The sequence below is a fragment of the Roseovarius sp. B08 genome, from assembly GCF_051417955.1.
Taxonomy (GTDB): domain Bacteria; phylum Pseudomonadota; class Alphaproteobacteria; order Rhodobacterales; family Rhodobacteraceae; genus Roseovarius.
Genome location: NZ_JBPRLW010000001.1, coordinates 2,633,908 through 2,658,650, shown reverse-complemented (window position 1 = coordinate 2,658,650; position 24,743 = coordinate 2,633,908). Strand labels below are relative to the sequence as shown.

The following is a 24,743-nucleotide window of genomic DNA, read 5'->3' as shown; positions in this document are numbered from 1 at the left end:
ATGATATACTGAAGTCTCAGTGCAAGCTGGTATGCTTGGGTGTCGGTGTTGCGGCGGGGATCATCGCGATCTACGCCGCGCTGGCGAAAGTCGGGATATTCGCGGCGCTTCTGCTGGGGCTTGCGATGGGCGTGTTCATGGCGCTGGTCCTGCTGCAGATCTTCTGCACTGGCGAAAACGCGGACCTGGGGCAGTTGGAGGAGATGCCCGAGGGAAGCGCCGCGACGGCGACATCGGCGGGGGCAGGCCCTCCGGCCCGCCCAAGCCGAATGCGCCCAAGGACCGCGGCACGCCCGCGCCGAATGCGCCGGTGCCCAACCCGCCCAAGCCGAACCCGCCGGTGGCCACCGAGCCCGAGCCGGTCCTGCCGAACAAGGCCGATCCGTTGAACGCGCGCACGGGCTCGGGCACCGGCGCGGCCGCAGCAAGCACCAGTGCCGCGGCGGCGGGCACCGACAAGGTCGCCATGCGGGCCGAGACGCATTCGGGCGGCAACGATGCGGCCACGGCGCAGGATCCGACCTTTACCTCGGCCACTACGGATGCCGAGGCCGGTGCCGGGGTGGACGCGGCCCCGAAGGCCGTGTCCAAGCCCAAGGCGAAGACCGGGAGCAAGGCCAAGACGACGGCCGCCAAACCCAAGGCCAAACCGGCGGAGACCGGCGAGGAGGACGTGGGCACCAAGCCCGAGATGCTGAGCGCCCCGCGCGGCGGCAAGGCCGACAACCTGAAGGAAATCAAGGGCGTCGGACCCAAGCTGGAAGGCGTCCTGCACGACATGGGGGTCTACCATTTCGACCAGATCGCCGGCTGGACGGACCAGGAGGTGGCCTGGGTCGATGCGAACCTGATCGGTTTCAAGGGCCGGGTGAGCCGCGACAACTGGATCGACCAGGCGAAAACCCTGGCGGCGGGCGGTGAGACCGACTTCTCGACGCGCGTGGACAAGGGTGATGTTTACTGAATGAGCGAGGCGCATGAGCAAACGCAACCAAGTGCCGAAGAAGGGCCGACGCGCCGGGCTGGTGATTGCCGGCACGGGCGTGTTCTGGGTGCTTGTCACCCTGATCGGCGAGAAGGAGGGGTTCAGCACCGGGCTGCGCCTCGTCTTCGACCTTGTCGCGCTGGCGGGGTTCCTGTTCGCCTTCTGGCTCATCTATCAAATCTGGCGCGACAGCCGGGGAAACTAGGGGTTATCTGATGCTGGACGATCAGGATCGTATCTTTACCAATCTCTACGGGATGCACGACCGCAGCCTGAAGGGCGCGCAGGCGCGTGGCCACTGGGACGGCACCAGGACCATCCTGGAGAACGGGCGCGAGTGGATCATCGAGCAGATGAAGGCCAGCGGCTTGCGCGGCCGGGGCGGCGCAGGCTTTCCGACTGGTCTGAAGTGGTCGTTCATGCCCAAGGAAAGCGACGGGCGGCCCGCCTACCTGGTGGTCAATGCCGACGAATCCGAGCCGGGCACCTGCAAGGACCGCGAGATCATGCGGCACGATCCGCACACGCTGATCGAGGGGTGCCTGATCGCCAGCTACGCGATGCAGGCCCATGCGTGTTACATTTACATTCGCGGTGAATATATCCGCGAGCGCGAGGCGTTGCAGGCGGCCATCGACGAGGCCTATGAGGCCGGGCTGATCGGCAAGAACGCCTGCAAGTCGGGATACGATTTCGACCTCTACCTCGCGCATGGCGCGGGGGCGTATATCTGCGGCGAGGAAACCGCGCTGCTGGAAAGCCTTGAAGGCAAGAAGGGAATGCCCCGGATGAAGCCGCCGTTCCCTGCGGGCGCGGGGCTTTATGGCTGCCCCACCACGGTGAACAACGTGGAGAGCATCGCGGTGGTGCCGACGATCCTGCGGCGCGGGGCGGACTGGTTCGCCGGTTTCGGGCGGCCCAACAACGCGGGCACCAAGATTTTCGCCGTGTCGGGCCATGTGAACAACCCGTGCGTGGTCGAGGATGCGATGTCGATCAGCTTTGAAGAGTTGATCGAGAAACATTGCGGCGGCATTCGCGGCGGCTGGGACAACCTGAAGGCGGTCATTCCCGGCGGCTCGTCCGTGCCGTGCGTGCGCGGCGAGAACATGAAGGACGCGATCATGGATTTCGACGCGCTGCGCGAGGTCGGGTCGAGCCTGGGGACCGCCGCGGTGATCGTGATGGACCAGAGCACCGACATCATCAAGGCGATCTGGCGGCTGTCGAAATTCTACAAGCACGAAAGCTGTGGGCAATGCACGCCCTGCCGAGAAGGCACGGGCTGGATGATGCGGGTGATGGACCGTCTGGTGCGCGGCGAGGCGGAGGTCGAGGAGATCGACATGCTGTTCGACGTCACCAAGCAGGTCGAGGGGCACACGATCTGTGCGTTGGGCGATGCGGCGGCCTGGCCCATTCAGGGGCTGATCCGCAACTTCCGCGACGAGATCGAGGACCGCATCAAGGCGCAGAAGACGGGCCGCGTGTCTGCGGTGGCGGCGGAGTAGCGAACGATGCCCGGCACACATCATCTTGCGCAGCTGAATGTCGGCCGCCTTGTGGCGCCGACGGATGACCCGCGCGTGGCAGAGTTCATGGGGGCGCTGGACCGTGTGAACGGCATGGGCAAGCGGATGCCGGGGTTCGTGTGGATGATGGAAGGCTCGGGCGAGCCGGGCACGGGCAACACCGAGAACAGCATCGGCGACGATCCGCAGTTCGTGGCCAACCTGACCGTGTGGGAAGATGTGGAAAGTCTGGAGAATTTCGTCTGGAACACCGTGCACCGGCAGTTCTATGAACGCCGGGCCGAGTGGTTCGAGGTGATGGGCGAGATGCATTTCGTCATGTGGTGGGTGCCGCAGGGGCATACCCCACGCTGGACGAGGGGATTGCGCGGCTGGAGCATCTGCGGGCGCAGGGCGACAGCGACCATGCCTTTGGCTGGCGCCATCTGCGCGAGGCCACGCTGTGGCAGAGCCGTGGATGTACGCCGGTGGTGGCGGAATGAAGAATGGAAGGCCGGAGAGCGTGACCAGGATGACGACGATAAGAGGCGGGGCGCGGGCCCTTCTGCTGGTTCTGATGGCCGGTGCGATGGTGGCGGGCTGTGCCCGGACCACCGAACGGGTCACGTTCAACGGGGTGTTCTACAAGCAGAAGTCCAAGGCGGCCTCGCGCGACAACCGCGAGCGGTTCGTCGTGACGGTGCCCCGGGTCAACCGCGGGTATGACGGGGCGCTGGCGGCGGGCGCCTACGAGGGCAAGCGGTACTGCGTGCAGAATTTCGGCACCTCGGAGGTCGAGTGGTACATCAGCCCGCTGGCGCCGCGCGGCACGGTTCAGCCCAACGGCAACAAGCTGACCTTCACGGGGAAATGCGTTCTGTGGTAAAATCATTTTTCATATCAAGGACATGGGCCGGCTGTTATTGCATAACAGCAGGACGCGCGGCCATCTGCGCAGCAGATGGCGCGCCGGATGGTCCGGGCGCCCTTCGTGAAAGGAAGACGGATATGAAACGTGTATCGAACAAAATCCTTGGCCTGGCCCTGGGCGCGGCCCTGACGGCGGCGGCGGTGCCGGCGCAGGCCGGATTGAAGGATGAGGCGGCGATCAACCAGGGGCTGCTGAACCTTGCAGCCGCCGACAAGATCCGCCGCGAGTGCGGCAGCATCGGCGGGCGGCTGTTCCGGGCGCAGTCCTACGCCAGCGCGCTGAAGAAGGCGGCGGCAGAGCGCGGTTACAGCGAGGCCGAGATCGACGCCTACATCAACAACGACGCCAACAAGGCGGCCATGCGCGAGCGGCGCAACGCGTATTTCAAATCGAAAGGGGCCAGCAACCTTGACCCCGCAAGCCTGTGTGTTCTGGGCCAAGCCGAAATGGCGAGTGGCAGCCAGATCGGGCGGCTTCTGAGAGCAAAGTGAGAGATAATGTCTGACCTTCGCAAAATCATCATCGACGATCAGGAAGTGGAAGTGGACGGGGCGATGACCCTGATCCAGGCCTGCGAGCAGGTGGGGATCGAGATTCCGCGGTTCTGCTACCACGAGCGGCTGTCGATCGCGGGCAACTGCCGGATGTGTCTTGTGGAGGTTGTCGGCGGGCCGCCGAAACCGGCGGCCAGCTGCGCCATGCAGGTGCGCGACCTGCGGCCCGGCCCCGAGGGCCAGCCGCCGGTCGTGCGCACCAACAGCCCGATGGTCAAGAAGGCGCGCGAAGGCGTGATGGAGTTCCTGCTGATCAACCACCCGCTGGACTGCCCGATCTGCGACCAGGGTGGCGAGTGCGATTTGCAGGACCAGGCCATGGCGTATGGCGTGGATTTCAGCCGCTATCGCGAGCCCAAGCGGGCGACCGAGGACCTGAACCTGGGCCCGCTGGTGGAAACCCACATGACGCGCTGTATTTCCTGCACCCGCTGCGTGCGTTTCACTACCGAGGTGGCCGGGATCAACCAGATGGGCCAGACCGGCCGGGGCGAGGATGCCGAGATCACCGCCTATCTGGGCGAGACGCTGGACAGCAACATGCAGGGCAACATCATCGACCTGTGCCCGGTGGGGGCGCTGGTGTCGAAACCTTACGCCTTTACCGCCCGTCCTTGGGAGCTGACCAAGACGGAAACCATCGACGTGATGGATGCGCTGGGGTCCAACATCCGGGTAGACACCAAGGGGCGCGAAGTGATGCGTATCCTGCCGCGCAACAATGACGGCGTGAACGAGGAATGGATTTCGGACAAGACGCGGTTCGTCTGGGACGGGCTGCGCCGGCAACGGCTGGACAGGCCCTATATCCGCGAGAACGGCAAGCTGCGCCCGGCCACCTGGCCCGAGGCGTTGGGCAAGGCCGCCGCGGCCATGAAGGGCAAGACGGTCGCCGGTCTGGTGGGTGATCTGGTTCCGATGGAGGCGGCGTTCGCGCTGAAACAGCTGGTCGAGGGCCAGGGCGGGCGCGTGGAATGCCGCACGGATGGTGCGCATCTGGTGGCTGGCAACCGGTCGGCCTATGTGGGCACCGCCCGGATCGAGGAGATCGACACGGCAAAGAAGATCGTCCTGATCGGCACCGACCCGGGCGTTGAGGCGCCGGTGCTGAATGCGCGCATCCGCAAGGCGTGGCTGCGCGGCGCGGAGGTGGTGCATGCGGGGCAACCCACCGAGCTGACCTATGAAGCGACCGAGATGGGCGCGCGCAACCGCGTGCTGCCGCAACTGCTGTCCGACGCCAAGGAGACCGAAGGTGCGATCGTCATCATCGGGCAGGGGGCACTCATCGGTGACGGCGGGCCAGCCGCGCTGAGCACGGCGATGCAGCTGACCGAGAAGATGGGCGGCAAGATGCTGGTTCTGCATACCGCCGCGTCGCGCGTGGGTGCGATGGATGCGGGCTGTGTGACCGAGGGCGGGATCACGGCGGCGCTGGACGGCGCGGAGGTGGTCTACAACCTGGGCGCCGACGAGATCGAGATCGCGGAAGGGCCGCTGGTGATCTACCAGGGTAGCCATGGCGACCGGGGCGCGCATCGCGCCGACATCATCGTGCCCGCCGCGGCCTATCCCGAGGAACAGGGCGTGTTCGTCAATACCGAAGGGCGTCCGCAACTGGCGCTCCGCGCCGGGCATCCGCCGGGCGAGGCCAAGGAAAACTGGGCGATCCTGCGGGCGCTGTCGGGCGAGATGGGCGCGGTGCTGCCCTATGACAGCCTGGCGCAGTTGCGCCGCGCGCTGATCGAGGAGGTGCCGCACATCGCGCAGATCGACGCGGTGCCGGAAAACGACTGGACCATGGTGGAGAAGGTCGAGCCGTCTTCAGGCTCCATCGGGGCGGCGCTGGGGGATCACTACCTGACCAACCCGATTGCACGGGCCAGTGCGCTGATGGCGGAACTGAGCGCCAACGCCAAGGACCGCCGCGAAGCGCCGGTGGCCGCGGAATGACGCAAGCCGCGCTTGGCATATGGGCGCTGTCGGTCATGGCCTGTGCGGGCCTGGCTGCCTGCGCCGCGACGGGCGCGGACCCGGAGGCGGAATTCGACCCCGAGTACCGGGGAATCGAGACGCGCCTGCTGGACGGCGACCTGGTGAATTTCCGCGTGGAAATGGCCGGGGCGCGGGGCGCAGAGGACGTCAGCCGGTACGCGGAATGCGCGGCGGCGCAGTATACGCTGATCCGGGGATATGGATTTGCGCGCCATGTGCGGACGAATGTGGACGAAGAGGGTGGTATCTGGACCGCAGATGCGGTTTACACCATCTCGCCGACGCTGCCCGGTGGCATCATAAGGATCGACGCGGAAGTCGTGGCCGCCGACTGTGCGGAGAACGGGATACCGACGGTATGAGGGACGAATGGCTGAATTTCTGACAACCCCGCTTGGGATCTTTGCCCTGATCGCGGCGCAGTGCCTTGCGGTGGTGGGCTTCGTGATGATCTCGCTGCTGTTCCTGGTTTATGGTGACCGCAAGATCTGGGCCGCGGTGCAGATGCGTCGGGGTCCCAACGTGGTGGGTGTCTATGGCCTGTTGCAGACGGTGGCCGACGCGCTGAAATACGTGCTCAAGGAAGTGGTGGTGCCGGCGGGCGCGGACCGGGCCGTGTTCATGATGGCGCCGATGGCAAGCTTTGTCCTGGCGGTGTTGGCCTGGGCGGTGATTCCGCTGAATGACGGCTGGGTTCTGTCGGATATCAACGTCGCGGTGTTGTTCGTCTTTGCCGTCTCGTCGCTGGAGGTTTACGGCGTGATCATGGGCGGCTGGGCGTCGAACTCGAAATACCCGTTCCTGGGCTCGCTGCGGTCGGCCGCGCAGATGATCTCCTACGAGGTCAGCATCGGTCTGATCATCATCGGGGTGATCATCTCGACCGGCTCGCTGAACTTCGGGTCGATCGTGGCGGCGCAGGATACCAACTATGGCTTCTTCGGCTGGTATTGGCTGCCGCATCTGCCGATGGTGTTCCTGTTCTTCATATCGTGCCTGGCGGAGACCAACCGCCCGCCGTTCGACCTGCCGGAGGCGGAGTCGGAGCTGGTGGCGGGATACCAGGTGGAATATTCCTCGACGCCCTTCCTGCTGTTCATGGCCGGCGAATACATCGCGATCTTCCTGATGTGCGCGCTGACCTCGCTGCTGTTCTTTGGCGGGTGGCTGTCCCCCGTTCCGGGGATTCCGGACGGGGTGCTGTGGATGGTCGCGAAGATGGCGTTCTTCTTCTTCCTCTTCGCCATGGTGAAGGCGATCACGCCGCGCTACCGCTATGACCAGTTGATGCGGCTGGGGTGGAAAGTGTTTCTGCCGCTGTCGCTCGCCTGGGTCGTGATCGTGTCCTTCCTGGCGAAATTCGAAGTCTTCGGGTCGTTCTGGGCCCGCTACGCAATGGGAGGCTGACGACCATGACGCAGATCGATTACGGACGCGCGGCGGGGTATTTCCTGCTCAAGGATGTCTTCAACGGCTTCAAGCTGGGGTTCAAATACTTCTTTGCCCCCAAGGCGACGCTGAACTATCCGCACGAAAAAGGCCCGCTGAGCCCTCGGTTCCGGGGCGAGCACGCGCTGCGGCGCTATCCCAATGGCGAGGAGCGGTGCATTGCCTGCAAGCTGTGCGAGGCGATCTGCCCCGCGCAGGCGATCACCATCGATGCCGAGCCGCGCGACGACGGCAGCCGCCGCACCACGCGGTACGACATCGACATGACCAAGTGCATCTATTGCGGGTTCTGCCAGGAGGCCTGCCCGGTGGATGCCATCGTGGAGGGGCCGAATTTCGAGTTCGCCACCGAGACCCGCGAAGAGCTGTTCTATGACAAGCAGAAACTGCTGGAGAACGGCGAGCGGTGGGAAGCCGAGATCGCCCGCAACCTGGAAATGGACGCGCCCTACAGATGAGCAATCCGACGAACCCGTTCGAGGCGATGATGCAGCAGGCCCAGGAGATGGTGAAAACCATGAATCCGGCGCTCGAGTCGTTCTCGCCCAAGGGGTTCGAGGCGATGTGGCCCACCATGCCGAAGGAATTCATGGAGATGATGTTCGGCCGGGGCATCAGCAAGGACGGGCTGGACGCCAAGACGCGCCTGCTGATCACGCTTGCGGGGTTGACCATGCTGGGCGCGCAAAGCGATACGCAGATCAGGATGACCGTGCGCCACTTGCTGGAGGCGGGCGCCACGAAAGACGAGATTGCCGAGACCATCGCGATGATGGCGATGTTCGCCGGCATCCCGTCCATGAACCGGGCGATGGAGTTCGCCCGCGAGGTCATGGACGAGGCCAAGGACGAGGACCAGGACACATGACCATCGCCGCGTTTTCATTCTATCTTTTTGCGGTCTCGCTGCTGGCCGGGGGGCTGTTTACCGTTGTCAGCCGGAACCCGGTGCATTCGGTTCTGTGGCTGATCCTGTCGTTTCTGTCGGCGGCGGGCCTTTTCGTTCTGCTGGGCGCGGAGTTCGTGGCGATGCTGCTGATCATCGTCTACGTGGGCGCGGTCGCGGTGCTGTTCTTGTTCGTGGTGATGATGCTGGACGTGGATTTCGCCGAACTGAAGGCGGAGATGGCGAAATACATGCCGCTGGCGCTCTTGATCGGGATCATTTTGCTGATGCAGTTCGGCATCGCGTTCGGCAACTGGCAGATGGCGAGCGGGGCCGAGGGCGCGCGCGCGGCGGTGACGCCCCTGGAGGTCGAGAACACCAAAGTGCTGGGGATGCTGCTGTATGACAAGTATTTCCTGCTGTTCCAGCTGGCGGGCCTGATCCTGCTGGTGGCAATGATGGGGGCGATCGTGCTGACGCTGCGCCACCGCTCGAACGTCAAGCGACAGGACGTGCTGGCGCAGATGTACCGCGACCCGGCCAAGGCGATGGAACTGCGGGATGTGAAGCCGGGGCAGGGGCTTTGAGGCTTCTACCCGCGCCCCGGACCTGATCCGGGGCCTCCCGGACCAATGGGCTCGGGCAAATGACAATGAGGTCCCGGGTCAGGCCCGGGACGGGATGAAAAGACAAACGAACGGGCGCGGCCCGGAGGGACGACATGATTGGACTGGAGCATTACCTGACGGTGGCGGCGGCGCTGTTCGTCATCGGCATTTTCGGGCTATTCCTGAACCGCAAGAACGTGATCATCCTGCTGATGTCGATCGAGCTGATGCTCTTGGCGGTCAACGTGAACCTCGTGGCGTTCTCCAGCTTTCTGGGCGACATGGTGGGGCAGATCTTCACCCTGTTCGTGCTGACCGTGGCCGCAGCCGAGGCCGCCATCGGGCTGGCCATTCTTGTCTGCTTCTTCCGCAACCGCGGCACGATCGCCGTGGAAGACATCAACGTGATGAAGGGCTGAGGTGATGCCAGAGGCGGGATATTCAGTCAAAACCGGGTATGTGAACGGTAAAGGCCAGGTTGTAATACGCAATACTGGGCTTGCCGGGACAGATCATGGCCAGAAAGTGTATCAAATGGCCTGTTCACACTGTGGTGAGGTCTACGGCGCGAACGGATCGGACACTCACCTCCGTAAATGTCCCGCCTGCCAAAAAGGCGCGGTTGGCTTGGGGTACAACTAATGGAACAGATCATCCTTTTCGGCCCGCTTCTGGGTGCCATCATCGCGGGTTTCGGCTGGCGTATCATCGGGGACGCGGGCGCGCAGTGGGTGACCACGGGGCTGTTGTTCCTGTCCGCGCTGCTGAGCTGGATCGTGTTCTTCAGCTTTGACTGGACGACGCAGTACGTCCACATCCTCGACTGGATCCAGTCGGGCGATCTGGATGTGGCGTGGTCGATCCGGCTGGACCGGCTGACGGCGATCATGCTGATCGTCATCACCACGGTTTCGGCGCTCGTGCACCTTTATTCCATGGGCTACATGGCCCATGACGAGAATTTCCGCGACGACGAGAGCTATCGCCCGCGTTTCTTTGCCTATCTGAGCCTGTTCACCTTCGCCATGCTGATGCTGGTGACGGCGGACAACCTGGCGCAGATGTTCTTTGGCTGGGAGGGCGTGGGCCTGGCATCCTACCTGCTGATCGGGTTCTATTTCCGCAAGCCGTCGGCCAATGCCGCCGCCATCAAGGCCTTCGTGGTGAACCGGGTGGGGGATTTCGGCTTTGCGCTGGGGATCTTCGCGCTGTTCTTCCTGACCGGCTCGATTAATTTCGACGACGTGTTCGCGGCGGCACCTGAGCTGGCCGAGACGCAGTTGACCTTCCTGTGGACCGACTGGAACGCGGCGAACCTGATCGCATTCCTGCTGTTCGTCGGCGCGATGGGGAAATCGGCGCAGCTGTTCCTGCACACCTGGCTGCCGGACGCGATGGAAGGCCCGACGCCGGTATCGGCGCTGATCCACGCGGCGACGATGGTGACGGCGGGCGTGTTCCTGGTCTGCCGGATGTCGCCGCTGATGGAATTCGCGCCGGGGGCGCTGGCGTTCGTGACGGTGATCGGCGGCATGACGGCGTTTTTTGCCGCGACCGTGGGCCTGGTGCAGAACGACATCAAGCGCGTGATCGCCTATTCGACCTGTTCGCAGCTGGGCTACATGTTCGTGGCCGCCGGCGTGGGCGCCTATAGCGTGGCGATGTTCCACCTCTTCACGCACGCCTTCTTCAAGGCGATGCTGTTTCTTGGCGCGGGCTCGGTCATCCACGGGATGCATCACGAGCAGGACATGCGGAACTATGGCGGGCTGCGCAGGAAGTTCCCCTATACGTTCTGGGCCATGCTGATCGGGACGCTGGCGATTACCGGCGTGGGCATTCCGCTGACCGGGTGGATCGGCTTTGCCGGGTTCGCGTCCAAGGATGCGGTGATCGAGAGCGCCTATGCGGGCACGGCCGGGGGCTTTGCCTTCTGGGCGCTGGTCATCGCGGCGCTGTTCACCAGTTTCTACAGCTGGCGGCTGATGTTCCTGACCTTCTGGGGCGAGCCGCGCGGCGACAAGCACACGCATGAGCATGCCCATGAAAGCCCCAATGTCATGCTGATCCCGCTGGGCGTTCTGGCCATCGGTGCGGTCTTTGCCGGGGCGATCTGGTATGGCAGCTTCTTCGGCAAGACCAACGAGGTGGTCAAGTTCTTCGGCGGCGAATACGGCGAGCCGAGCGCGGAACTGGTCGAGGCGGTGGCGGAGCGCAGCCCGAAGGCCTCGGAACTGCATTACGTGATGGAGAGCGAGCCGGGCGAGGCCGCGATCTATATCGCACCCGAGAACACCGTGCTGCACGAAGCGCATTACGTGCCGACCTGGGTCAAGCTTTCGCCGTTCATCGCGATGGTGATCGGGTTTGCCACGGCGTTCTGGTTCTACATCCTGAACCCGTCGATCCCCGGACGGCTGGCCGAGAACCAGCGCCCGCTGTACCTGTTCCTGCTGAACAAATGGTATTTCGACGAGATCTACGACTTTGTCTTCGTGCGGCCCGCCAAGCGGCTGGGCGGTTTCCTGTGGAAGAAGGGGGACGGCAACGTCATCGACGGCACGATCAACGGGGTCGCCATGGGAATCGTCCCGTTCTTTACCCGCCTCGCCGGTAAGGCACAGTCGGGATACATCTTTACCTATGCGTTCGCCATGGTCATCGGGATCGCGGTGCTTGTGACGTGGATGAGCCTGAGCGGGGGAGCGAACTAATGGAAAACCTGCTGTCCATCACCACCTTCATCCCCGCCATCGCGGCCTTCATCCTGGCGGTGTTCCTGCGCGGCGAGGACGAAATGGCGCAGCGCAACGCCAAGTGGGTGGCGCTGATCGCGACCGGGCTGACCTTTCTGGTGTCGCTGTTCATCCTGTTCGATTTCGACCCGAACAACACCGGCTTTCAGTTCGTGGAAGAGCGCGAGTGGCTCTTGGGGCTGCAATACAAGATGGGCGTGGACGGGATCAGCGTGCTGTTCGTGATGCTGACGACGTTCATGATGCCGATCACCATCGCCGCGTCGTGGAACGTGACGCACCGGGTGAAGGAATACATGATCGCCTTCCTTCTGCTGGAAACGCTGATGCTGGGCGTGTTCATGGCGCTGGACCTTGTCCTGTTCTACCTGTTCTTCGAGGCGGGGCTGATCCCGATGTTCCTGATCATCGGGATCTGGGGCGGCAAGGAGCGGATTTACGCATCGTTCAAGTTCTTCCTCTACACCTTCCTGGGCTCGGTTCTGATGCTGGTGGCGATGGTCGCCATGTTCGCCGAGGCGGGCACGACGGATATCCCGACGCTGATGACCCACGCCTTCGGGTCCGAGGATTTCTATGTCTTCGGCGTGCAGATCGTGGGGGCATGCAGCAGACGCTGCTGTTCATCGCGTTCTTCGCCAGTTTCGCGGTGAAGATGCCGATGTGGCCGGTGCATACCTGGCTGCCGGATGCGCACGTGCAGGCGCCCACGGCGGGGTCGGTGGTGCTGGCCGCGATCCTGCTGAAGATGGGCGGCTATGGCTTTCTGCGGTTCAGCCTGCCGATGTTCCCGGTAGGGTCCGAGGTGTTGACGCCACTGGTGCTGTGGATGTCGGCCATCGCCATCGTCTATACCTCGCTGGTGGCGCTGGCGCAGGAGGACATGAAGAAGCTGATCGCCTACTCATCCGTGGCGCACATGGGTTACGTCACCATGGGGATTTTCGCGGCGAACCAGCAGGGGATCGACGGCGCGATCTTCCAGATGCTGAGCCACGGCTTCATCTCGGGCGCGCTGTTTCTGTGCGTGGGCGTGATCTATGACCGGATGCACACGCGTGAGATCGACGCCTATGGGGGCCTCGTGAACCGGATGCCGGCCTATGCGCTGATCTTCATGCTGTTCACCATGGCCAATGTGGGCCTGCCGGGCACGAGCGGTTTCATCGGGGAATTCCTGACGCTGGTGGGGATCTTCAAGGTCAACACCTGGGTGGCGCTGGTGGCCACGTCGGGCGTGATCCTCTCGGCGGCCTATGCGCTGTGGCTCTATCGCCGTGTGGTGCTGGGCGACCTGATCAAGGAAAGCCTGAAGTCGATCAAGGACATGACCCGCCGCGAGAAGGCGATCTTTGCCCCGCTGGTGGTGATGACCCTGCTGCTGGGCGTCTATCCCAGCCTTGTGACCGACATCATCGGCCCCTCGGTCGAGGCGCTGATTTCCAACTATGAAACGGCCCTGGTCGACGCGGAAAGCGCGACCAAGCTGGCCGCTGCGACGGAGTAGTCCCATGCAGGCAGATCTGACTGTAATCCTGCCGGAGATCCTGATCTCGGTTTACGCGATGGCCGCGCTTCTGGTCGTGGCCTATACCGGCAAGGACCGGTTTGCGCCGCTTCTGGTGTGGATCACGGCGGCGGTCTTTGTCGTGATGGCGGCCTGGATCGGGTTCTCGGGCGACGGTGCGCGCACGGCGTTCGGCGGCATGTTCAACGATGACGGGTTCGCGCGGTTCGCCAAGGTGACGGTGCTGCTGTCGGCGGCGGCGGTCCTGCTGATGGGGCAGGAGTACATGGCGCAGCGCGACATGCTGCGCTTCGAGTATCCGCTGCTGGTGGCGCTGGCCGCGGTGGGCATGATGATGATGGTGAGCGCCGGCGATCTGATGGCCCTCTACATGGGACTGGAATTGCAATCGCTGGCGCTGTACGTCGTTGCCTCGTTGCGGCGCGACAGCGCGAAATCGACGGAAGCGGGCCTGAAATACTTCGTGCTGGGCGCGCTGAGCTCGGGCATCCTGCTGTATGGTGCATCGCTGGTTTATGGTTATTCGGGCACGACGCTGTTTGCCGGGGTCGTCGCGTCGGCCGAGGGGCAGGCGCCGATCGGGTTGCTGATCGGGCTGGTGTTCGTGTTGTCGGGGCTGGCGTTCAAGGTGTCGGCCGTTCCGTTCCACATGTGGACGCCGGACGTTTACGAGGGTTCGCCTACGCCGATCACGGCCTTCTTTGCCACCGCGCCCAAGATGGCGGCCATGGCGTTGTTGGCGCGCGTGGTGCATGACGCGTTCGGCGGGGTCGTGGGGGACTGGCAGCAGGTGGTTGCGGTACTGTCGCTGTTGTCGATGTTCCTGGGCGGCGTTGCGGCCATTGGCCAGACCGACATCAAGCGGCTGATGGCCTATTCGTCGATCGCGCATATGGGATATGCGCTGATGGGGCTGGCCGCGGGCACGGCGTTTGGCGTGCAGGCGATGCTGGTCTATATGGCGATTTACGTGACGATGAACGTGGGCACCTTCGCCTTTATCCTGTCGATGGAGCGCGACGGGCGGCCGGTGACGGATATTTCCAGCCTAAACCTTTATTCCCGCGCCCATCCGGGCCGGGCGCTGGCGATGCTGATCCTGATGTTCAGCCTTGCGGGCGTGCCGCCGCTGCTGGGATTCATCGGCAAGCTTTACGTGCTGCGGGCGGCCTATGACGGCGGGCTGGTCTGGCTGGCCGTGGCGGGGGTGATCGCGTCGGTGATCGGCGCGTTCTATTACCTGCGCATCGTTTATTACATGTATTTCGGCGAAGAGGGCGAGCCGCTGGAGGCGGGCAAGTCGCCTGTTCTCTGGGGCTTCCTGATGGTGTCGGCCGCGATCATGGTCGTGGGCATCGTCAACATGTTCGGCGTCGAAGGCATGGCGCAGGCGGCGGCGGCGACGCTTGTCAACTGAGAGACACTGGATCCTGGCAAAAGGTGACGCGCCCCTGGCGCGTCGCTTTGTTTTTCAGGCGCCTCCGGCGGGAGTAGTTTGGGAACAATGAAAGAGCCGTGGCCAGAGGGATACGGGCGGCGGGTGCTGGACGAGGTGGACAGCACCAATGCCGAGGCGGCGCGGATCGCGGCCAGCCTGCAAGGGCCGGAGTGGATCCTGGCGCGGCACCAGACTGCGGCGCGGGGCCGGCGCGGGCGGGCCTGGGCCAACCCGGCGGGCAACTTCGCGGCGACGCTGGTGATGCGGCCCACGGAAAGCCCGGACCAAGTGGCGCTGCGGTCATTCGTGGCGTCGCTGGCGCTGTACGATGCGTTCGTGGCGGCGACGGGGCGGCCGGACGGGTTCTCGCTGAAATGGCCCAACGACGTGCTGCTGAACGGCGGCAAACTGGCTGGTATCCTGCTGGAAAGCGCGGGCGCGGGCAGTGGGCTGAGCCATTTCGCCATCGGGATCGGAGTGAACCTGAAAACCGCGCCCGCGGGGGACGCGGTGGAGCCCGGGGCGCTGCGGCCCGTCTCGCTGTTGTCGGAGGCCGGGGTGGAGGTCGACCCGGAGGCGTTTCTCGACCTGCTGGCGCCGGCCTATGCCGAGTTGGAGGCGCAGTTCGTCACCTATGGATTTGCCCCGATCCGTGCGGCGTGGATGGACCGGGCGGCGAAGCTGGGCGATGTGATCACGGCGCGGACCGGGCGGGCCGAGCTGACGGGGACGTTCGAGACAGTGGACGCCGACGGCAATCTTGTTCTAACAGACGCGAAATCGCGTCACGTCATTCCGGCGGCGGACGTGTTTTTCTGACGAAAGAGAGGGGCGGCCCCCATGCTTCTGGCGATCGACTGCGGCAACACCAACACGGTTTTCGCGATCTGGGACGGGTCGGAGTTTCTGTGCACCCTGCGCACCTCGACCCACCATGCGCGGACGGCGGATGCCTATTTCACGTGGTTCTCGACGCTGGTGAAGCATTACGAGATCGAGCTGGACATCACCGATGTCATCATCTCGTCCACGGTGCCGCGGGTGGTGTTCAACCTGCGCGTCTTTGCCGACCGTTTCTTTGGCTGCCGGCCCATCGTGGTGGGCAAGCCGGAATGCGCCTTGCCGCGGCAGCCGCGGGTGGACGAGGGCACGCAGGTCGGGCCGGACCGGCTGGTGAATGCGGCCGGGGCCTATGACCTTTACGGCGGCAACCTGATCGTGGTCGATTTCGGTACCGCGACCACGTTCGACGTGGTGGCCGGGGACGGGGCCTATGTGGGGGGCGTGATTTCCCCGGGCGTCAACCTGAGCCTCGAGGCCTTGCACATGGCGGCGGCGGCCTTACCTCATATCGACGTGACGAAGCCTCAGAAGGTGATCGGCACCAACACGGTGGATTGCATGCAGTCGGGCGTGTTCTGGGGTTATGTCGGGCTGGTCAACGGGGTGTGCGACCGCATCCGGGCCGAGTACGAGACGCCGATGAAGATCATCGGCACGGGCGGCCTTGCGCCGCTCTTCGCGCAGGGCGACCTGCTGTTCGACGAAATTCGAGAAGATCTGACGATGCATGGGCTGACCGTGATCCATGCCCATAACAAGAAAGGCTGATCGGGGATGAGCAGTGAAAGATTGACGTACCTTGCCCTTGGCGGGGCGGGGGAGATTGGCATGAACGCCTATGTCTATGGCTACGGCGCGCCGGGCAAGGAAAGGTATGTCCTTGTCGATCTTGGCGTTACGTTCCCGGACATGGACGGCACGCCGGGGGTGGACCTGATTTTCCCCGACATCGCGTGGCTGGAAGAGCGGCGCGACCAGTTGGAGGCGGTGTTCATCACCCATGCGCACGAGGATCACGTAGGTGCCGTGGCGCATTACTATGATCAACTGGGCGCGCCGATCTATGCGCGGGCGTTCACCGCCAATATCGCGCGGCGCAAGATGGACGAGCATGGCCACCCCGAGAAGGCGGTGCGGACCGTCTCGCCGTGGCCCGAGACGACCGAGGCGGGGCCGTTTACCGTGGGGTTCGCGCCGATCTCGCATTCGATCCCCGAAAGCTCGGGCCTAGTGATCGACACGCCGGCGGGGCGGATCGTGCATTCGGGCGACTTCAAGATCGACCTGGATCCGGTGGTGGGCGAGGCCTTCGACGAGGCGATGTGGGCCGAGATTGCCAAGCCCGGCGTGAAGGCTCTGGTCTGCGATTCCACCAATGTATTCAACGCGCATGAAGGCCGCAGCGAAAGCAGCGTCGGCCCCGAGATCGAGAAGCTGGTCGCGGGCGCCAAGGGCATGGTCGTGGCGACGACCTTTGCCAGCAACGTGGCCCGGGTGAAGACGCTGGCCGAGGCGGGCCAGCGGGCCGGACGGTCGATCTGCCTTCTGGGCCGGGCGATGCGGCGGATGATCGAGGCGTCGGTCGAGACCGGCGTGCTGACGGATTTTCCGCGCACCATCAGCCCCGAGGAAGTGCGCGAGATCCCGCGCGAGAACGTGATGCTGATCGTCACAGGCAGCCAGGGCGAGCGGCGGGCGGCCAGTGCGCAGCTGGCGCAGGGCAAGTATAACGGGATCGAGCTGAAGCCCGGGGATACGTTCCTGTTCTCGTCCAAGACCATTCCCGGCAACGAGCGCGGCGTCATCCGCATCATCAACCAGTTCAGCGAGCAGGGCGTGGACGTGGTGGATGACAGCAGTGGGCTCTACCACGTATCGGGGCACGCGAACCGGCCCGATCTGATGCGTCTGCACCGGATCATCCAGCCGCAATTCGTGATCCCGATGCATGGCGAGCACCGGCATCTGCGCGAGCATGTGAAGCTGGCGGGCGAGAGCAAGCTGCACGGAGTTCTGGCCCCGAACGGCACGATGGTCGACCTGAGCGGCAACCGCGCTGAAGTGGCGGAATATGTCGAGACCGGGCGGACCTATCTGGACGGATCGGTGAAGATCGGGGCGCTGGACGGGATCGTCCGGGACCGGATGCGCATGGCGCTGAATGGCCACGTGACGATCAACGTGATCCTCGACGAGAGCGACGAGCCCTTGGGCGAGCCCTGGTGCGAGATCATGGGGCTGGCCGAGACGGGCACCAGCCGCGCGCCGCTGGTGGACGTTCTGGAAGAGGACCTGAGCCAGTTCATGGGGCGCGCCAAGCCCAAGACGTTGAGCGACGATGACGCGCTGGAGGACGGGTTGCGCAAGGTGGCGCGGCAAAGTGCCTTGGGCGAGATCGGCAAGAAGCCCGAGGTGACGGTGATCATCAGCCGGCTGTCGTAAGGCGCGGGGGCGCGTGGGCTTTTGCCCACCCTACGCAGACGCGAACAACGGGCGGGGCCGGGTGGGTTGGAAACCCACCCTACGGGGTGTCGCGCGGTAGATCGTTCGGCGTTGGGTCTCAGGACACCATGCGCTCGTCGAAACTCTTGGCGATGAAGCTGGGCAGGTGGTCGCCCATGCCGACGGTTTTGGACTTGTCGTCGCCCTGCTTCTTGCCGGAGCCGCCGCGTCCGCGCGAGGATTTCCTGCCCTCGTCCTGCGGTTTGTCCTCCGACTTCGCATCGGATTTCGCATCGGACTGTGCCTCGTTCTGAGGCTCGGTCCGGGTGTCCTCGGCTTTTTGCGGTGCCGTGTCCTGTGCCTCGGGCGTGTCGTCGGACTTGCGGCGGCTGCGCGAGCGGCGCGGCTTTTTCGGCGCATCCTCCGAGGGGGTGTCGTCCGAGGCGGCCTGGGGCGCATCGTAGCCTGCTGGCGCGTCGAGCTTGGGGATCTCTTTCTGGATCAGGTTCTCGACAGCAGCGAGGGCTTTTTCGTCGCGCGGGTTACAGAGCGTGATCGCCTTGCCCGCGCGTCCGGCGCGGCCGGTGCGGCCGATACGGTGAACGTAATCCTCGGGGTGGCCGGGGACGTCGTAGTTGAACACATGGCTGACCGAGGGCACGTCGAGGCCGCGGGCGGCGACGTCGGACGCGACGAGAATGCGCAGCGAGCCCGCGCGGAAGCCGTCGAGCGTGCGCGTGCGCTGGCTCTGGTCGAGGTCGCCGTGGATGGGGGCAGCGTCATAGGCATATTTCTTGAGCGACTTGGCGACGATATCCACGTCCGTCTTGCGGTTGCAGAAGATGATCGCGTTGGTCAGTTTCTCGCCCTCGGCGTCGATCAGCGCGCGCAGAAGCTTGCGTTTCTCGCTGTCGGCACGGTCGCGGCGGGAGGGTTTGAACATTGCCACGCCCTGTTCGATCGTCTCGGACGCCGTGGCCTGGCGGGCCACCTCGATGCGTTCGGGGCTGGACAGGAACGTGTTGGTGATCCGCTCGATCTCGGGCGCCATGGTGGCGGAGAAGAAGAGCGTCTGGCGGGTGAAGGGGGTGAGGCCGAAGATGCGCTCGATATCGGGGATGAAGCCCATGTCGAGCATCCTGTCGGCCTCGTCCACGACCATCACCTTGACGTCCGACAGGATCAGCTTGCCACGCTCGAAATGGTCGAGCAGGCGACCGGGCGTGGCGATCAGGACGTCGACGCCCTTGTCGATGATCTGTTCCTGTTCCTTGAAGCTGACGCCGCCGATCAGCAGCGCCTTGGTCAGCTTGAGATACTTGGAATAGGTGTCGAAATTCTCGGCCACCTGGGCGGCGAGTTCGCGGGTGGGGCAAAGCACCAGGCTGCGCGGCATCCGGGCGCGGGCGCGGCCACGGGCCAGGAGCGACAGCATCGGCAGGGTGAAACCTGCCGTCTTGCCGGTGCCGGTCTGGGCGATGCCCAGTACGTCGCGGCCTTCGAGGGCGGGAGGTATTGCGCCCGCCTGGATGGGGGTGGGGGTCTCGTAGCCGGCTTCTTCGACGGCTTTCAGAACCTTGGGGTTGAGGTTCAGGTCAGAAAATTTTGTCATGTATGTCCACAGGTTTGCGGACACGATTCTGGCCCGCCATCTCGAATTGGCCCGCGAATTTCGGGCCTTGGTCCACTTCCCCTATCTCAAGGGCGGGCGTGGGTCAATGTGTGACGCCGCGTGTGAGACAAAGTCCGCAATAGGGGTCAACTGTGTACGTCGCGGCAGCAATCACGGGCTATCAGGCGAAATTCGGGAAGTGGCGGGCGCGGGTTGCGTCGAGGTCCAGGGTGACCGGGTGCAGGTGGCCGAGCGCGTGAAGCCGGGCGCGCAGGTCCGGCGTGGCGACGCAGACCTCTTCGTAGAAGGCGCGCAGGGCTTGTTCGCCGCCTTCGTCCTCGAGCAGGGAAAACAGCTGATGCATGGTGAGGGCGGTCTCGGAGTGCCGGGCGTTGGCATTGAGGTCGGACCGGTAGGAGCCGTGGTTCAGGCGATAGCGGAACCGGGCCTGCCAGTCCTCCCAGCTGGGGGCGTGCAGATGCACGAGCTGGCAGTCGAAGAGGTCGAACGGGCTGGAATCGCGGGTCTTGCCGACAAAGGCGCTGTGGATGCGGATGGTCACGTCGGGCTGGCCGGTGCGCACGAAGACCTTGCCGGCGACATGGCTGAGGAAGCCGCCATTGAGGTGCTCGCCGTAGCGCGGGTAAATGGTGGCGGTCTCCTCGCGGCGGATGCTCAACATCGGATGGAAGCCCTTGCACCAGATCTGGCCGGTAGGCGGCGGGTCGGTGGGATCGGGCTGCATCGCCTCGATCGGGCGGACACGGGCGGAGAGGACACCGTGCGGGATTGCGGCCAGTTGATCGGTCAGGGGCGCCAGCGGTTGCAGGAATTCGTCCACGTCGGTGTGAAAGAGCCAGTCGACCTGCGGCTCGCGGTTGTAGCAATGGGTGGCGTTCAGGACCTGCCGATACTGGTGGCCGTTCGGGCGCCCCTTGGCGCGGCGGCGGCGTTTCCAGTAATTCTCGTCGGTCAGGATGACGCGGCACTTGGGGTGCCGCTTTAGCGCGGAGCGGGCCTCGGGCGCGTCCTCATCCAGGTAGACGAACACCCGGTGGGCGCCCAGCTCGAGGTAGTGGGCGGCGAAATTCAGGATATCCTGGGCGGGCGCCTTGATGGTGGCGACCACGCCCCATGTGGGGGCACTGCTCATGGCCGGAGCATGTGACAGGGGCGGTGCGCGCGCAAGAGGCCGGTGCCTCCGGCGGGGATATTTGGAGCCAGGGGAAGATCAGGGGTTCTGTTGCGTGGCCGAGTGGTGCGGAACGGGGCGGTACCCGGCGGCCAGCGTGGCGACGCTCGAGGCCGGGGTGAGCACGGGCGCGGGACCGGTGCTGCGGGGGAGGGCGGCGGTGTAGCCGCCGGGGGCGTAGCGCAAGAGATGCCCGCCCCAGACCAGGTGCGGCGCGTCGTCGTGCAGGATGAAGGCGCCGTCGGGCAGCGTTTCGAGGGCTCCCGTGTGACGGACCTGCGCGCGCCTGCGGGTGACGCGGTCGCGGTGCATCAGGCGGTCGATCCCGGCCAGTGTCGCGGTGCCGTTGGCGGCGTGGAAAAGTGCGACGAAGCGTTTGAATTCCGCGCGGCGGCATTCGCCACAAGGGCGGTGTCCGGCGGCAAGCGCGGTGGGCTCGTCGAGGAAGAAAAGCTCGGTGTAGTTTCCCGGCTGCATAAGGGCGCGGCGGCGGTTCTTGAAGCTGAGCTGACAGGTGACCCAGTGGGGATGCCGCCAACGCGCCTTTCCCAGCCGGTGGTCGGCGTCATGCAGGATGCCGCGGTTGCCCATGAGGGTGCCGCGTTCGGGTATGGCCGCGATCTCGCCGGTGGGCAGGACGCGGTTTTGCAGGGTCACACCATCATTTCCTTGGTCGCCGACAGTTTTATCTCGGGGTAGTCCCGCTCGACGCGGTCGATGTCCCATTGCAGGCGGGTGAGGTAGACCGTGTCGCCGTCGTTATCGAGCGCGATGTGCTGCTTATTGGCATTGGTGAATTTCTCCACCGCCTCTTTCGGTCCGTGAACCCAGCGGGCGGAGGTGAATTGCGACGGCTCGAAGCGGACGGGCAGGCCGTATTCCAGCTCGATCCGGCTGCCTAGCACCTCGAATTGCAACTGGCCGACGACGCCGACGATGAAGCCCGCGCCCATGGTGGGTTTGAAGACCTTGGCGGCGCCTTCCTCGGCGAATTGCATCAGGGCCTTTTCCAGGTGCTTGGCCTTCATCGGGTCGCCCGCGCGGCAGTTCTGCAAGAGTTCCGGCGCGAAGGACGGGATGCCGGTGACGCGTAAGCTCTCGCCCTCGGTCAGGGTGTCGCCGATGCGCAGCTGGCCGTGGTTGGGGATGCCGATGATGTCGCCGGCCCAGGCCTCTTCGGCGAGTTCGCGGTCGGAGGCGAGAAAGAGCACGGGCGCGGAGACCGTCATGGGTTTCTTGGAGCGCACATGGGTGAGTTTCATGCCGCGCTTGAAGTGCCCCGAGGCCATGCGGACGAAGGCGACGCGGTCGCGGTGCTTGGGGTCCATGTTGGCCTGCACCTTGAATACAAAGCCGGAAACCTTTGATTCCTCTGGTGAAATCTGGCGTGGCTCGGCCGATTGCGGCTGCGGTTCGGGGCCGTAGGTGCCGATGCCGTCCATCAGTTCCTTGACGCCGAAGGAGTTGATGGCGGAGCCGAACCAGATCGGGGTCATGTGGCCTTCGAGCACCGATTGCGGGTTGAGATCGGGCAGCAGTTCGCGGGCCATCTCGACGTCTTCGCGCAACTTTTCAACCAGGTGCGCAGGCACGTGATCGGCCAGTTTTGGATCTTCCAAGCCATTGATGGCAATGGATTCCGCGACCTTGTTGCGGTCGGCGCGGTCCATCAGTTCCAGCCGGTCATTGAGCATGTCGTAGCAGCCGATGAAATCGCGACCGACACCGATCGGCCAGGAGGCGGGCGTTACGTCGATCGCCAGGTTTTCCTGTATTTCGTCAATGATATCAAAGGTGTCACGGCTTTCGCGGTCCATCTTGTTGCAGAAGGTCAGGATCGGCAGGTCGCGCAGGCGGCAGACCTCGAAGAGCTTTTGCGTCTGGCTTTCCACGCCTTTCGCGCCGTCGATCACCATGACGGCGGCATCGACCGCGGTGAGCGTGCGGTAGGTGTCTTCGGAGAAATCCGAGTGGCCGGGCGTGTCGACGAGGTTGAAGCGGAAGCTGTTGAAATCGAACGACATTGCGGAGGCCGAGACGGAAATGCCCCGGTCTTTTTCCATCTGCATGTAGTCCGAGCGGGTGCGCCGTGCCTCGCCCTTGGCGCGCACCTGGCCGGCCATCTGGATGGCGCCGCCATAGAGCAGGAACTTCTCGGTCAGGGTGGTCTTGCCGGCATCGGGGTGGCTGATGATGGCAAAGGTGCGCCGCCGGGCGATTTCAGGCGGCAGATCGGGGCGATTTGGGACGGTATCCAACATGAGCGACGCTATAGAGGCGGGGCGGGGCGGGCGCAAGATTCGGGCGTCGGTATCGCGTCGGTATTCGGGTTGTATCGCGTCGGTGTCATCTTGGCGTGCCACGGTGATGCTGTCAGGATGTGGCGGGAAGCGGCATCGGAGACCAAGACGCAAGTGGACCGGATAGGCCCGGGGTGACAGGGTGTGAACATTGCGTGAACATCAGCATGGGAGATCGGACAGATGGACATGAAGCAGATTGCAACGGAATTGGTGGTCGGGTGCCGCGAGGGCCGGGCGAAGGAAAACCTTGACCGGCTTTACGCCGCCGACGCGGTGTCGGTGGAGGCCGTCGACATGGGGCAGGGGCGCGAGACGCACGGGCTGGACGGGATCCGGGCCAAGCACGAATGGTGGGAAGACGCCATGGAGATGCTGGAGGCGGAAGCGACCGGCCCGATGTGGCACGGCGACGACCGGTTCGCGGTGATCTTCCGCTCGAAGGTCCGGGAGACGGGGACCGGCACGGTGTCGGACATGGAAGAGGTCGGCGTCTACACCGTGCAGGACGGCAAGATCGTGCGCGAGGAGTTCTTTTACGCCTACTCGGAGGTGTGAGGCGGCTTAGCGCGTCGAGGCGGCCTTGAGCAGCTTTGCCATATCGGGCTGAATGTCGGCCTCGTTCACCTCGAATTCGAGGTGGGCGCGGTTGCCGTGGCCGCCCATCGGCAGGGCGCGGGCCAGTTCGTCGTTGAGATCCTGCGGCAGGACGGCGCGGGTGCGCGTGTCGACCAGCAGGGTTTCGGCGGCGATGCCCTCGGCATAGATGATCTGGTGGGTGTCGAAGAGCAGCTGGTAATATTCGACGAAGCCGCCGTCCTGCTGCACCACGGTGTCGCCGTTGACCAGGTGGCGGGCGCGGATCAGCACCTCGGACCGGCCGGCGCCGAGCGCGTCGGAGCGCTGGTACACGAACAACCGGTGGTCGGGGCTGACCAGCAGGTCGCCGGTGTTGTTCATGGCGCCCGCGCGAATGCGGATGGGGGAGAACTCGCCCACCGCGCGGACGGTGGACTGGCCGATCCAGCGCACGGGCTGGGGGCCGTCGTCGCGGGTGAGGACGCGGTCGCCGGGTTTGAGATCCTCGATGGGGGTCTGGGCGCCGGACGCCATGGTGATATGCGTGCCCTTGGAGAACGACACGCAGGCCACCTCGGCGAATTTCTGACGGGCGTTGACGGTGTCGATGCCGACAAGGCTGTAGCCGGTGCGCGGTTTCAGCCGGGCCAGCGGATGGGCATAGACCTGGGCCACGTCACCGGCGGCGTCGACCTCGACCAGGATCAGGATCTCGGAGGTCTGGCCGTTGGCGGACATCATCGTCAGGCAGCTGTCGAGATGGACGGTGGCACCGGGCGTGCCAAGGCGTGAGCCGTCCATGATGGTGAGCGCGTTGCCGTCGCCGGGGGCCAGCGACAGGCGGTGCAGGCGGGCGCCGACGCGCAGGTCGTAGGTGTCGTCGAGATCGAGCTCGTGCGCGAAGGAAATGGAATCGCCGAGGTTGGCCCCGTTGATGACCGTGAAATCCGCCGCCCGGTGGACGGGGATGGCATAGGCCGGACGGTCTGGACCCTTGGTCATGCTGTTCCTTGTTCCTGTTGCGGCCCGTTGGCGGACCTGCGCTGCCCTGCTTGGACGGCATAGACTAGGATTGTGGCGTCATGTGGTCAACACGGCGACGCGCGACGGGGTTTTGCTGGTCCTGAGGGCGGA

23 protein-coding genes and 2 pseudogenes are annotated in these 24,743 nt (G+C 64.6%); 20 read left to right on the top strand and 5 right to left on the bottom strand.

Going from position 1 to position 24,743, the window contains the following annotated elements:
* Positions 1–310 precede the first annotated feature (310 nt).
* From ACSQ76_RS13435 to ACSQ76_RS13345, 19 genes and pseudogenes are all read left to right on the top strand, one after another.
* Entirely contained in the window at positions 311–964 is a 654-nt protein-coding gene (locus tag ACSQ76_RS13435) for an endonuclease (RefSeq protein ID WP_437156978.1), read from the top strand.
* Between the two features lie 13 nt (positions 965–977).
* Positions 978–1,190, top strand: a complete 213-nt coding sequence (locus ACSQ76_RS13430) for a DUF5337 domain-containing protein (RefSeq protein ID WP_437156977.1) — start codon at positions 978–980, stop codon at positions 1,188–1,190.
* Positions 1,191–1,200: 10 nt separating this feature from the next.
* Positions 1,201–2,496 (top strand): NADH-quinone oxidoreductase subunit NuoF, encoded by a 1,296-nt coding sequence (gene nuoF, locus ACSQ76_RS13425; RefSeq protein ID WP_437156976.1) that lies wholly within the window; start codon positions 1,201–1,203, stop codon positions 2,494–2,496.
* Positions 2,497–2,502: 6 nt separating this feature from the next.
* Positions 2,503–2,882, top strand: a pseudogene (locus ACSQ76_RS13420) (DUF3291 domain-containing protein); the annotation flags it as partial.
* A gap of 146 nt (positions 2,883–3,028) precedes the next feature.
* The gene (locus ACSQ76_RS13415) at positions 3,029–3,382 is read left to right on the top strand and encodes a hypothetical protein (RefSeq protein WP_437156975.1); all 354 of its coding nucleotides are present in this window, start codon (positions 3,029–3,031) and stop codon (positions 3,380–3,382) included.
* 122 nt (positions 3,383–3,504) lie between these two features.
* Positions 3,505–3,918 carry a DUF5333 domain-containing protein gene (locus ACSQ76_RS13410; protein WP_437156974.1) on the top strand — a complete coding sequence of 138 codons (414 nt, stop codon included), beginning with the start codon at positions 3,505–3,507 and terminating at the stop codon, positions 3,916–3,918.
* A gap of 6 nt (positions 3,919–3,924) precedes the next feature.
* Positions 3,925–5,934: an NADH-quinone oxidoreductase subunit NuoG gene (nuoG, locus tag ACSQ76_RS13405; protein ID WP_437156973.1), complete on the top strand. Its 2,010-nt coding sequence runs from the start codon at positions 3,925–3,927 to the stop codon at positions 5,932–5,934.
* Positions 5,931–6,338 (top strand): hypothetical protein, encoded by a 408-nt coding sequence (locus tag ACSQ76_RS13400; protein ID WP_371931312.1) that lies wholly within the window; start codon positions 5,931–5,933, stop codon positions 6,336–6,338. The genes nuoG and ACSQ76_RS13400 overlap by 4 nt, the downstream gene beginning before the upstream one ends.
* A 7-nt stretch (positions 6,339–6,345) precedes the next feature.
* Positions 6,346–7,383, top strand: a complete 1,038-nt coding sequence (gene nuoH, locus ACSQ76_RS13395; protein ID WP_437156972.1) for an NADH-quinone oxidoreductase subunit NuoH — start codon at positions 6,346–6,348, stop codon at positions 7,381–7,383.
* Positions 7,384–7,388: 5 nt separating this feature from the next.
* Positions 7,389–7,883, top strand: coding sequence for an NADH-quinone oxidoreductase subunit NuoI (gene nuoI, locus ACSQ76_RS13390; protein WP_103761514.1), 495 nt, complete (start codon positions 7,389–7,391; stop codon positions 7,881–7,883).
* Positions 7,880–8,293 (top strand): carboxymuconolactone decarboxylase family protein, encoded by a 414-nt coding sequence (locus ACSQ76_RS13385; RefSeq protein WP_306128823.1) that lies wholly within the window; start codon positions 7,880–7,882, stop codon positions 8,291–8,293. The genes nuoI and ACSQ76_RS13385 overlap by 4 nt, the downstream gene beginning before the upstream one ends.
* Positions 8,290–8,898 carry an NADH-quinone oxidoreductase subunit J gene (locus ACSQ76_RS13380; protein ID WP_437156971.1) on the top strand — a complete coding sequence of 203 codons (609 nt, stop codon included), beginning with the start codon at positions 8,290–8,292 and terminating at the stop codon, positions 8,896–8,898. Before ACSQ76_RS13385 ends, ACSQ76_RS13380 begins: the two co-directional genes overlap by 4 nt.
* Positions 8,899–9,032: 134 nt before the next feature.
* Positions 9,033–9,338, top strand: coding sequence for an NADH-quinone oxidoreductase subunit NuoK (gene nuoK / locus ACSQ76_RS13375; RefSeq protein WP_437156970.1), 306 nt, complete (start codon positions 9,033–9,035; stop codon positions 9,336–9,338).
* A 222-nt stretch (positions 9,339–9,560) separates the two neighbouring features.
* Positions 9,561–11,633, top strand: a complete 2,073-nt coding sequence (nuoL, locus tag ACSQ76_RS13370) for an NADH-quinone oxidoreductase subunit L (protein ID WP_437156969.1) — start codon at positions 9,561–9,563, stop codon at positions 11,631–11,633.
* Positions 11,633–13,182: pseudogene (locus tag ACSQ76_RS13365) on the top strand (NADH-quinone oxidoreductase subunit M). The gene nuoL and the pseudogene ACSQ76_RS13365 overlap by 1 nt, the downstream one beginning before the upstream one ends.
* A gap of 4 nt (positions 13,183–13,186) precedes the next feature.
* Complete coding sequence (nuoN, locus tag ACSQ76_RS13360; RefSeq protein ID WP_437156968.1) at positions 13,187–14,620, top strand: NADH-quinone oxidoreductase subunit NuoN; 1,434 nt, start codon at positions 13,187–13,189, stop codon at positions 14,618–14,620.
* Positions 14,621–14,707: 87 nt separating this feature from the next.
* Positions 14,708–15,460 carry a biotin--[acetyl-CoA-carboxylase] ligase gene (locus ACSQ76_RS13355; protein ID WP_437156967.1) on the top strand — a complete coding sequence of 251 codons (753 nt, stop codon included), beginning with the start codon at positions 14,708–14,710 and terminating at the stop codon, positions 15,458–15,460.
* Between the two features lie 21 nt (positions 15,461–15,481).
* Positions 15,482–16,252 (top strand): type III pantothenate kinase, encoded by a 771-nt coding sequence (locus ACSQ76_RS13350; protein WP_437156966.1) that lies wholly within the window; start codon positions 15,482–15,484, stop codon positions 16,250–16,252.
* 6 nt (positions 16,253–16,258) lie between these two features.
* On the top strand, positions 16,259–17,926 hold the full coding sequence (locus tag ACSQ76_RS13345) for a ribonuclease J (RefSeq protein ID WP_437156965.1): 1,668 nt from the start codon (positions 16,259–16,261) through the stop codon (positions 17,924–17,926).
* Positions 17,927–18,044: 118 nt separating this feature from the next.
* Here the strand turns inward: ACSQ76_RS13345 and ACSQ76_RS13340 are convergent, their stop codons facing one another.
* From ACSQ76_RS13340 to ACSQ76_RS13325, 4 genes are all read right to left on the bottom strand, one after another.
* Positions 18,045–19,538 carry a DEAD/DEAH box helicase gene (locus ACSQ76_RS13340; RefSeq protein ID WP_437156964.1) on the bottom strand — a complete coding sequence of 498 codons (1,494 nt, stop codon included), beginning with the start codon at positions 19,536–19,538 and terminating at the stop codon, positions 18,045–18,047.
* A gap of 181 nt (positions 19,539–19,719) precedes the next feature.
* Positions 19,720–20,691 carry a glycosyltransferase family 2 protein gene (locus tag ACSQ76_RS13335; protein WP_437156963.1) on the bottom strand — a complete coding sequence of 324 codons (972 nt, stop codon included), beginning with the start codon at positions 20,689–20,691 and terminating at the stop codon, positions 19,720–19,722.
* 78 nt (positions 20,692–20,769) lie between these two features.
* A complete protein-coding gene (locus ACSQ76_RS13330) occupies positions 20,770–21,387 on the bottom strand; it encodes a hypothetical protein (protein WP_437156962.1) in 618 nt (205 codons plus the stop codon).
* Positions 21,384–22,991 (bottom strand): peptide chain release factor 3, encoded by a 1,608-nt coding sequence (locus tag ACSQ76_RS13325; RefSeq protein WP_437156961.1) that lies wholly within the window; start codon positions 22,989–22,991, stop codon positions 21,384–21,386. The genes ACSQ76_RS13330 and ACSQ76_RS13325 overlap by 4 nt, the downstream gene beginning before the upstream one ends.
* 228 nt (positions 22,992–23,219) lie before the next feature.
* Between ACSQ76_RS13325 and ACSQ76_RS13320 the strand changes: the two genes are divergently transcribed.
* The gene (locus ACSQ76_RS13320; protein WP_437156960.1) at positions 23,220–23,588 is read left to right on the top strand and encodes a SnoaL-like domain-containing protein; all 369 of its coding nucleotides are present in this window, start codon (positions 23,220–23,222) and stop codon (positions 23,586–23,588) included.
* Positions 23,589–23,594: 6 nt separating this feature from the next.
* Here ACSQ76_RS13320 and ACSQ76_RS13315 read toward each other — a convergent pair whose 3' ends face one another.
* The gene (locus ACSQ76_RS13315) at positions 23,595–24,611 is read right to left on the bottom strand and encodes a Hint domain-containing protein (RefSeq protein ID WP_437156959.1); all 1,017 of its coding nucleotides are present in this window, start codon (positions 24,609–24,611) and stop codon (positions 23,595–23,597) included.
* Between the last annotated feature and the right edge of the window lie 132 nt (positions 24,612–24,743).

Coding starts and splice junctions, on each gene's coding strand:
- ACSQ76_RS13430 (WP_437156977.1), top strand. CDS start 978: ATGAGCAAACGCAACCAAGTGCCGAAGAAGGGCCGACGCGCCGGGCTG.
- nuoF (WP_437156976.1), top strand. CDS start 1,201: ATGCTGGACGATCAGGATCGTATCTTTACCAATCTCTACGGGATGCAC.
- ACSQ76_RS13415 (WP_437156975.1), top strand. CDS start 3,029: ATGACGACGATAAGAGGCGGGGCGCGGGCCCTTCTGCTGGTTCTGATG.
- ACSQ76_RS13410 (WP_437156974.1), top strand. CDS start 3,505: ATGAAACGTGTATCGAACAAAATCCTTGGCCTGGCCCTGGGCGCGGCC.
- nuoG (WP_437156973.1), top strand. CDS start 3,925: ATGTCTGACCTTCGCAAAATCATCATCGACGATCAGGAAGTGGAAGTG.
- ACSQ76_RS13400 (WP_371931312.1), top strand. CDS start 5,931: ATGACGCAAGCCGCGCTTGGCATATGGGCGCTGTCGGTCATGGCCTGT.
- nuoH (WP_437156972.1), top strand. CDS start 6,346: ATGGCTGAATTTCTGACAACCCCGCTTGGGATCTTTGCCCTGATCGCG.
- nuoI (WP_103761514.1), top strand. CDS start 7,389: ATGACGCAGATCGATTACGGACGCGCGGCGGGGTATTTCCTGCTCAAG.
- ACSQ76_RS13385 (WP_306128823.1), top strand. CDS start 7,880: ATGAGCAATCCGACGAACCCGTTCGAGGCGATGATGCAGCAGGCCCAG.
- ACSQ76_RS13380 (WP_437156971.1), top strand. CDS start 8,290: ATGACCATCGCCGCGTTTTCATTCTATCTTTTTGCGGTCTCGCTGCTG.
- nuoK (WP_437156970.1), top strand. CDS start 9,033: ATGATTGGACTGGAGCATTACCTGACGGTGGCGGCGGCGCTGTTCGTC.
- nuoL (WP_437156969.1), top strand. CDS start 9,561: ATGGAACAGATCATCCTTTTCGGCCCGCTTCTGGGTGCCATCATCGCG.
- nuoN (WP_437156968.1), top strand. CDS start 13,187: ATGCAGGCAGATCTGACTGTAATCCTGCCGGAGATCCTGATCTCGGTT.
- ACSQ76_RS13355 (WP_437156967.1), top strand. CDS start 14,708: ATGAAAGAGCCGTGGCCAGAGGGATACGGGCGGCGGGTGCTGGACGAG.
- ACSQ76_RS13350 (WP_437156966.1), top strand. CDS start 15,482: ATGCTTCTGGCGATCGACTGCGGCAACACCAACACGGTTTTCGCGATC.
- ACSQ76_RS13345 (WP_437156965.1), top strand. CDS start 16,259: ATGAGCAGTGAAAGATTGACGTACCTTGCCCTTGGCGGGGCGGGGGAG.
- ACSQ76_RS13340 (WP_437156964.1), bottom strand. CDS start 19,538: ATGACAAAATTTTCTGACCTGAACCTCAACCCCAAGGTTCTGAAAGCC.
- ACSQ76_RS13335 (WP_437156963.1), bottom strand. CDS start 20,691: ATGAGCAGTGCCCCCACATGGGGCGTGGTCGCCACCATCAAGGCGCCC.
- ACSQ76_RS13325 (WP_437156961.1), bottom strand. CDS start 22,991: ATGTTGGATACCGTCCCAAATCGCCCCGATCTGCCGCCTGAAATCGCC.
- ACSQ76_RS13320 (WP_437156960.1), top strand. CDS start 23,220: ATGAAGCAGATTGCAACGGAATTGGTGGTCGGGTGCCGCGAGGGCCGG.
- ACSQ76_RS13315 (WP_437156959.1), bottom strand. CDS start 24,611: ATGACCAAGGGTCCAGACCGTCCGGCCTATGCCATCCCCGTCCACCGG.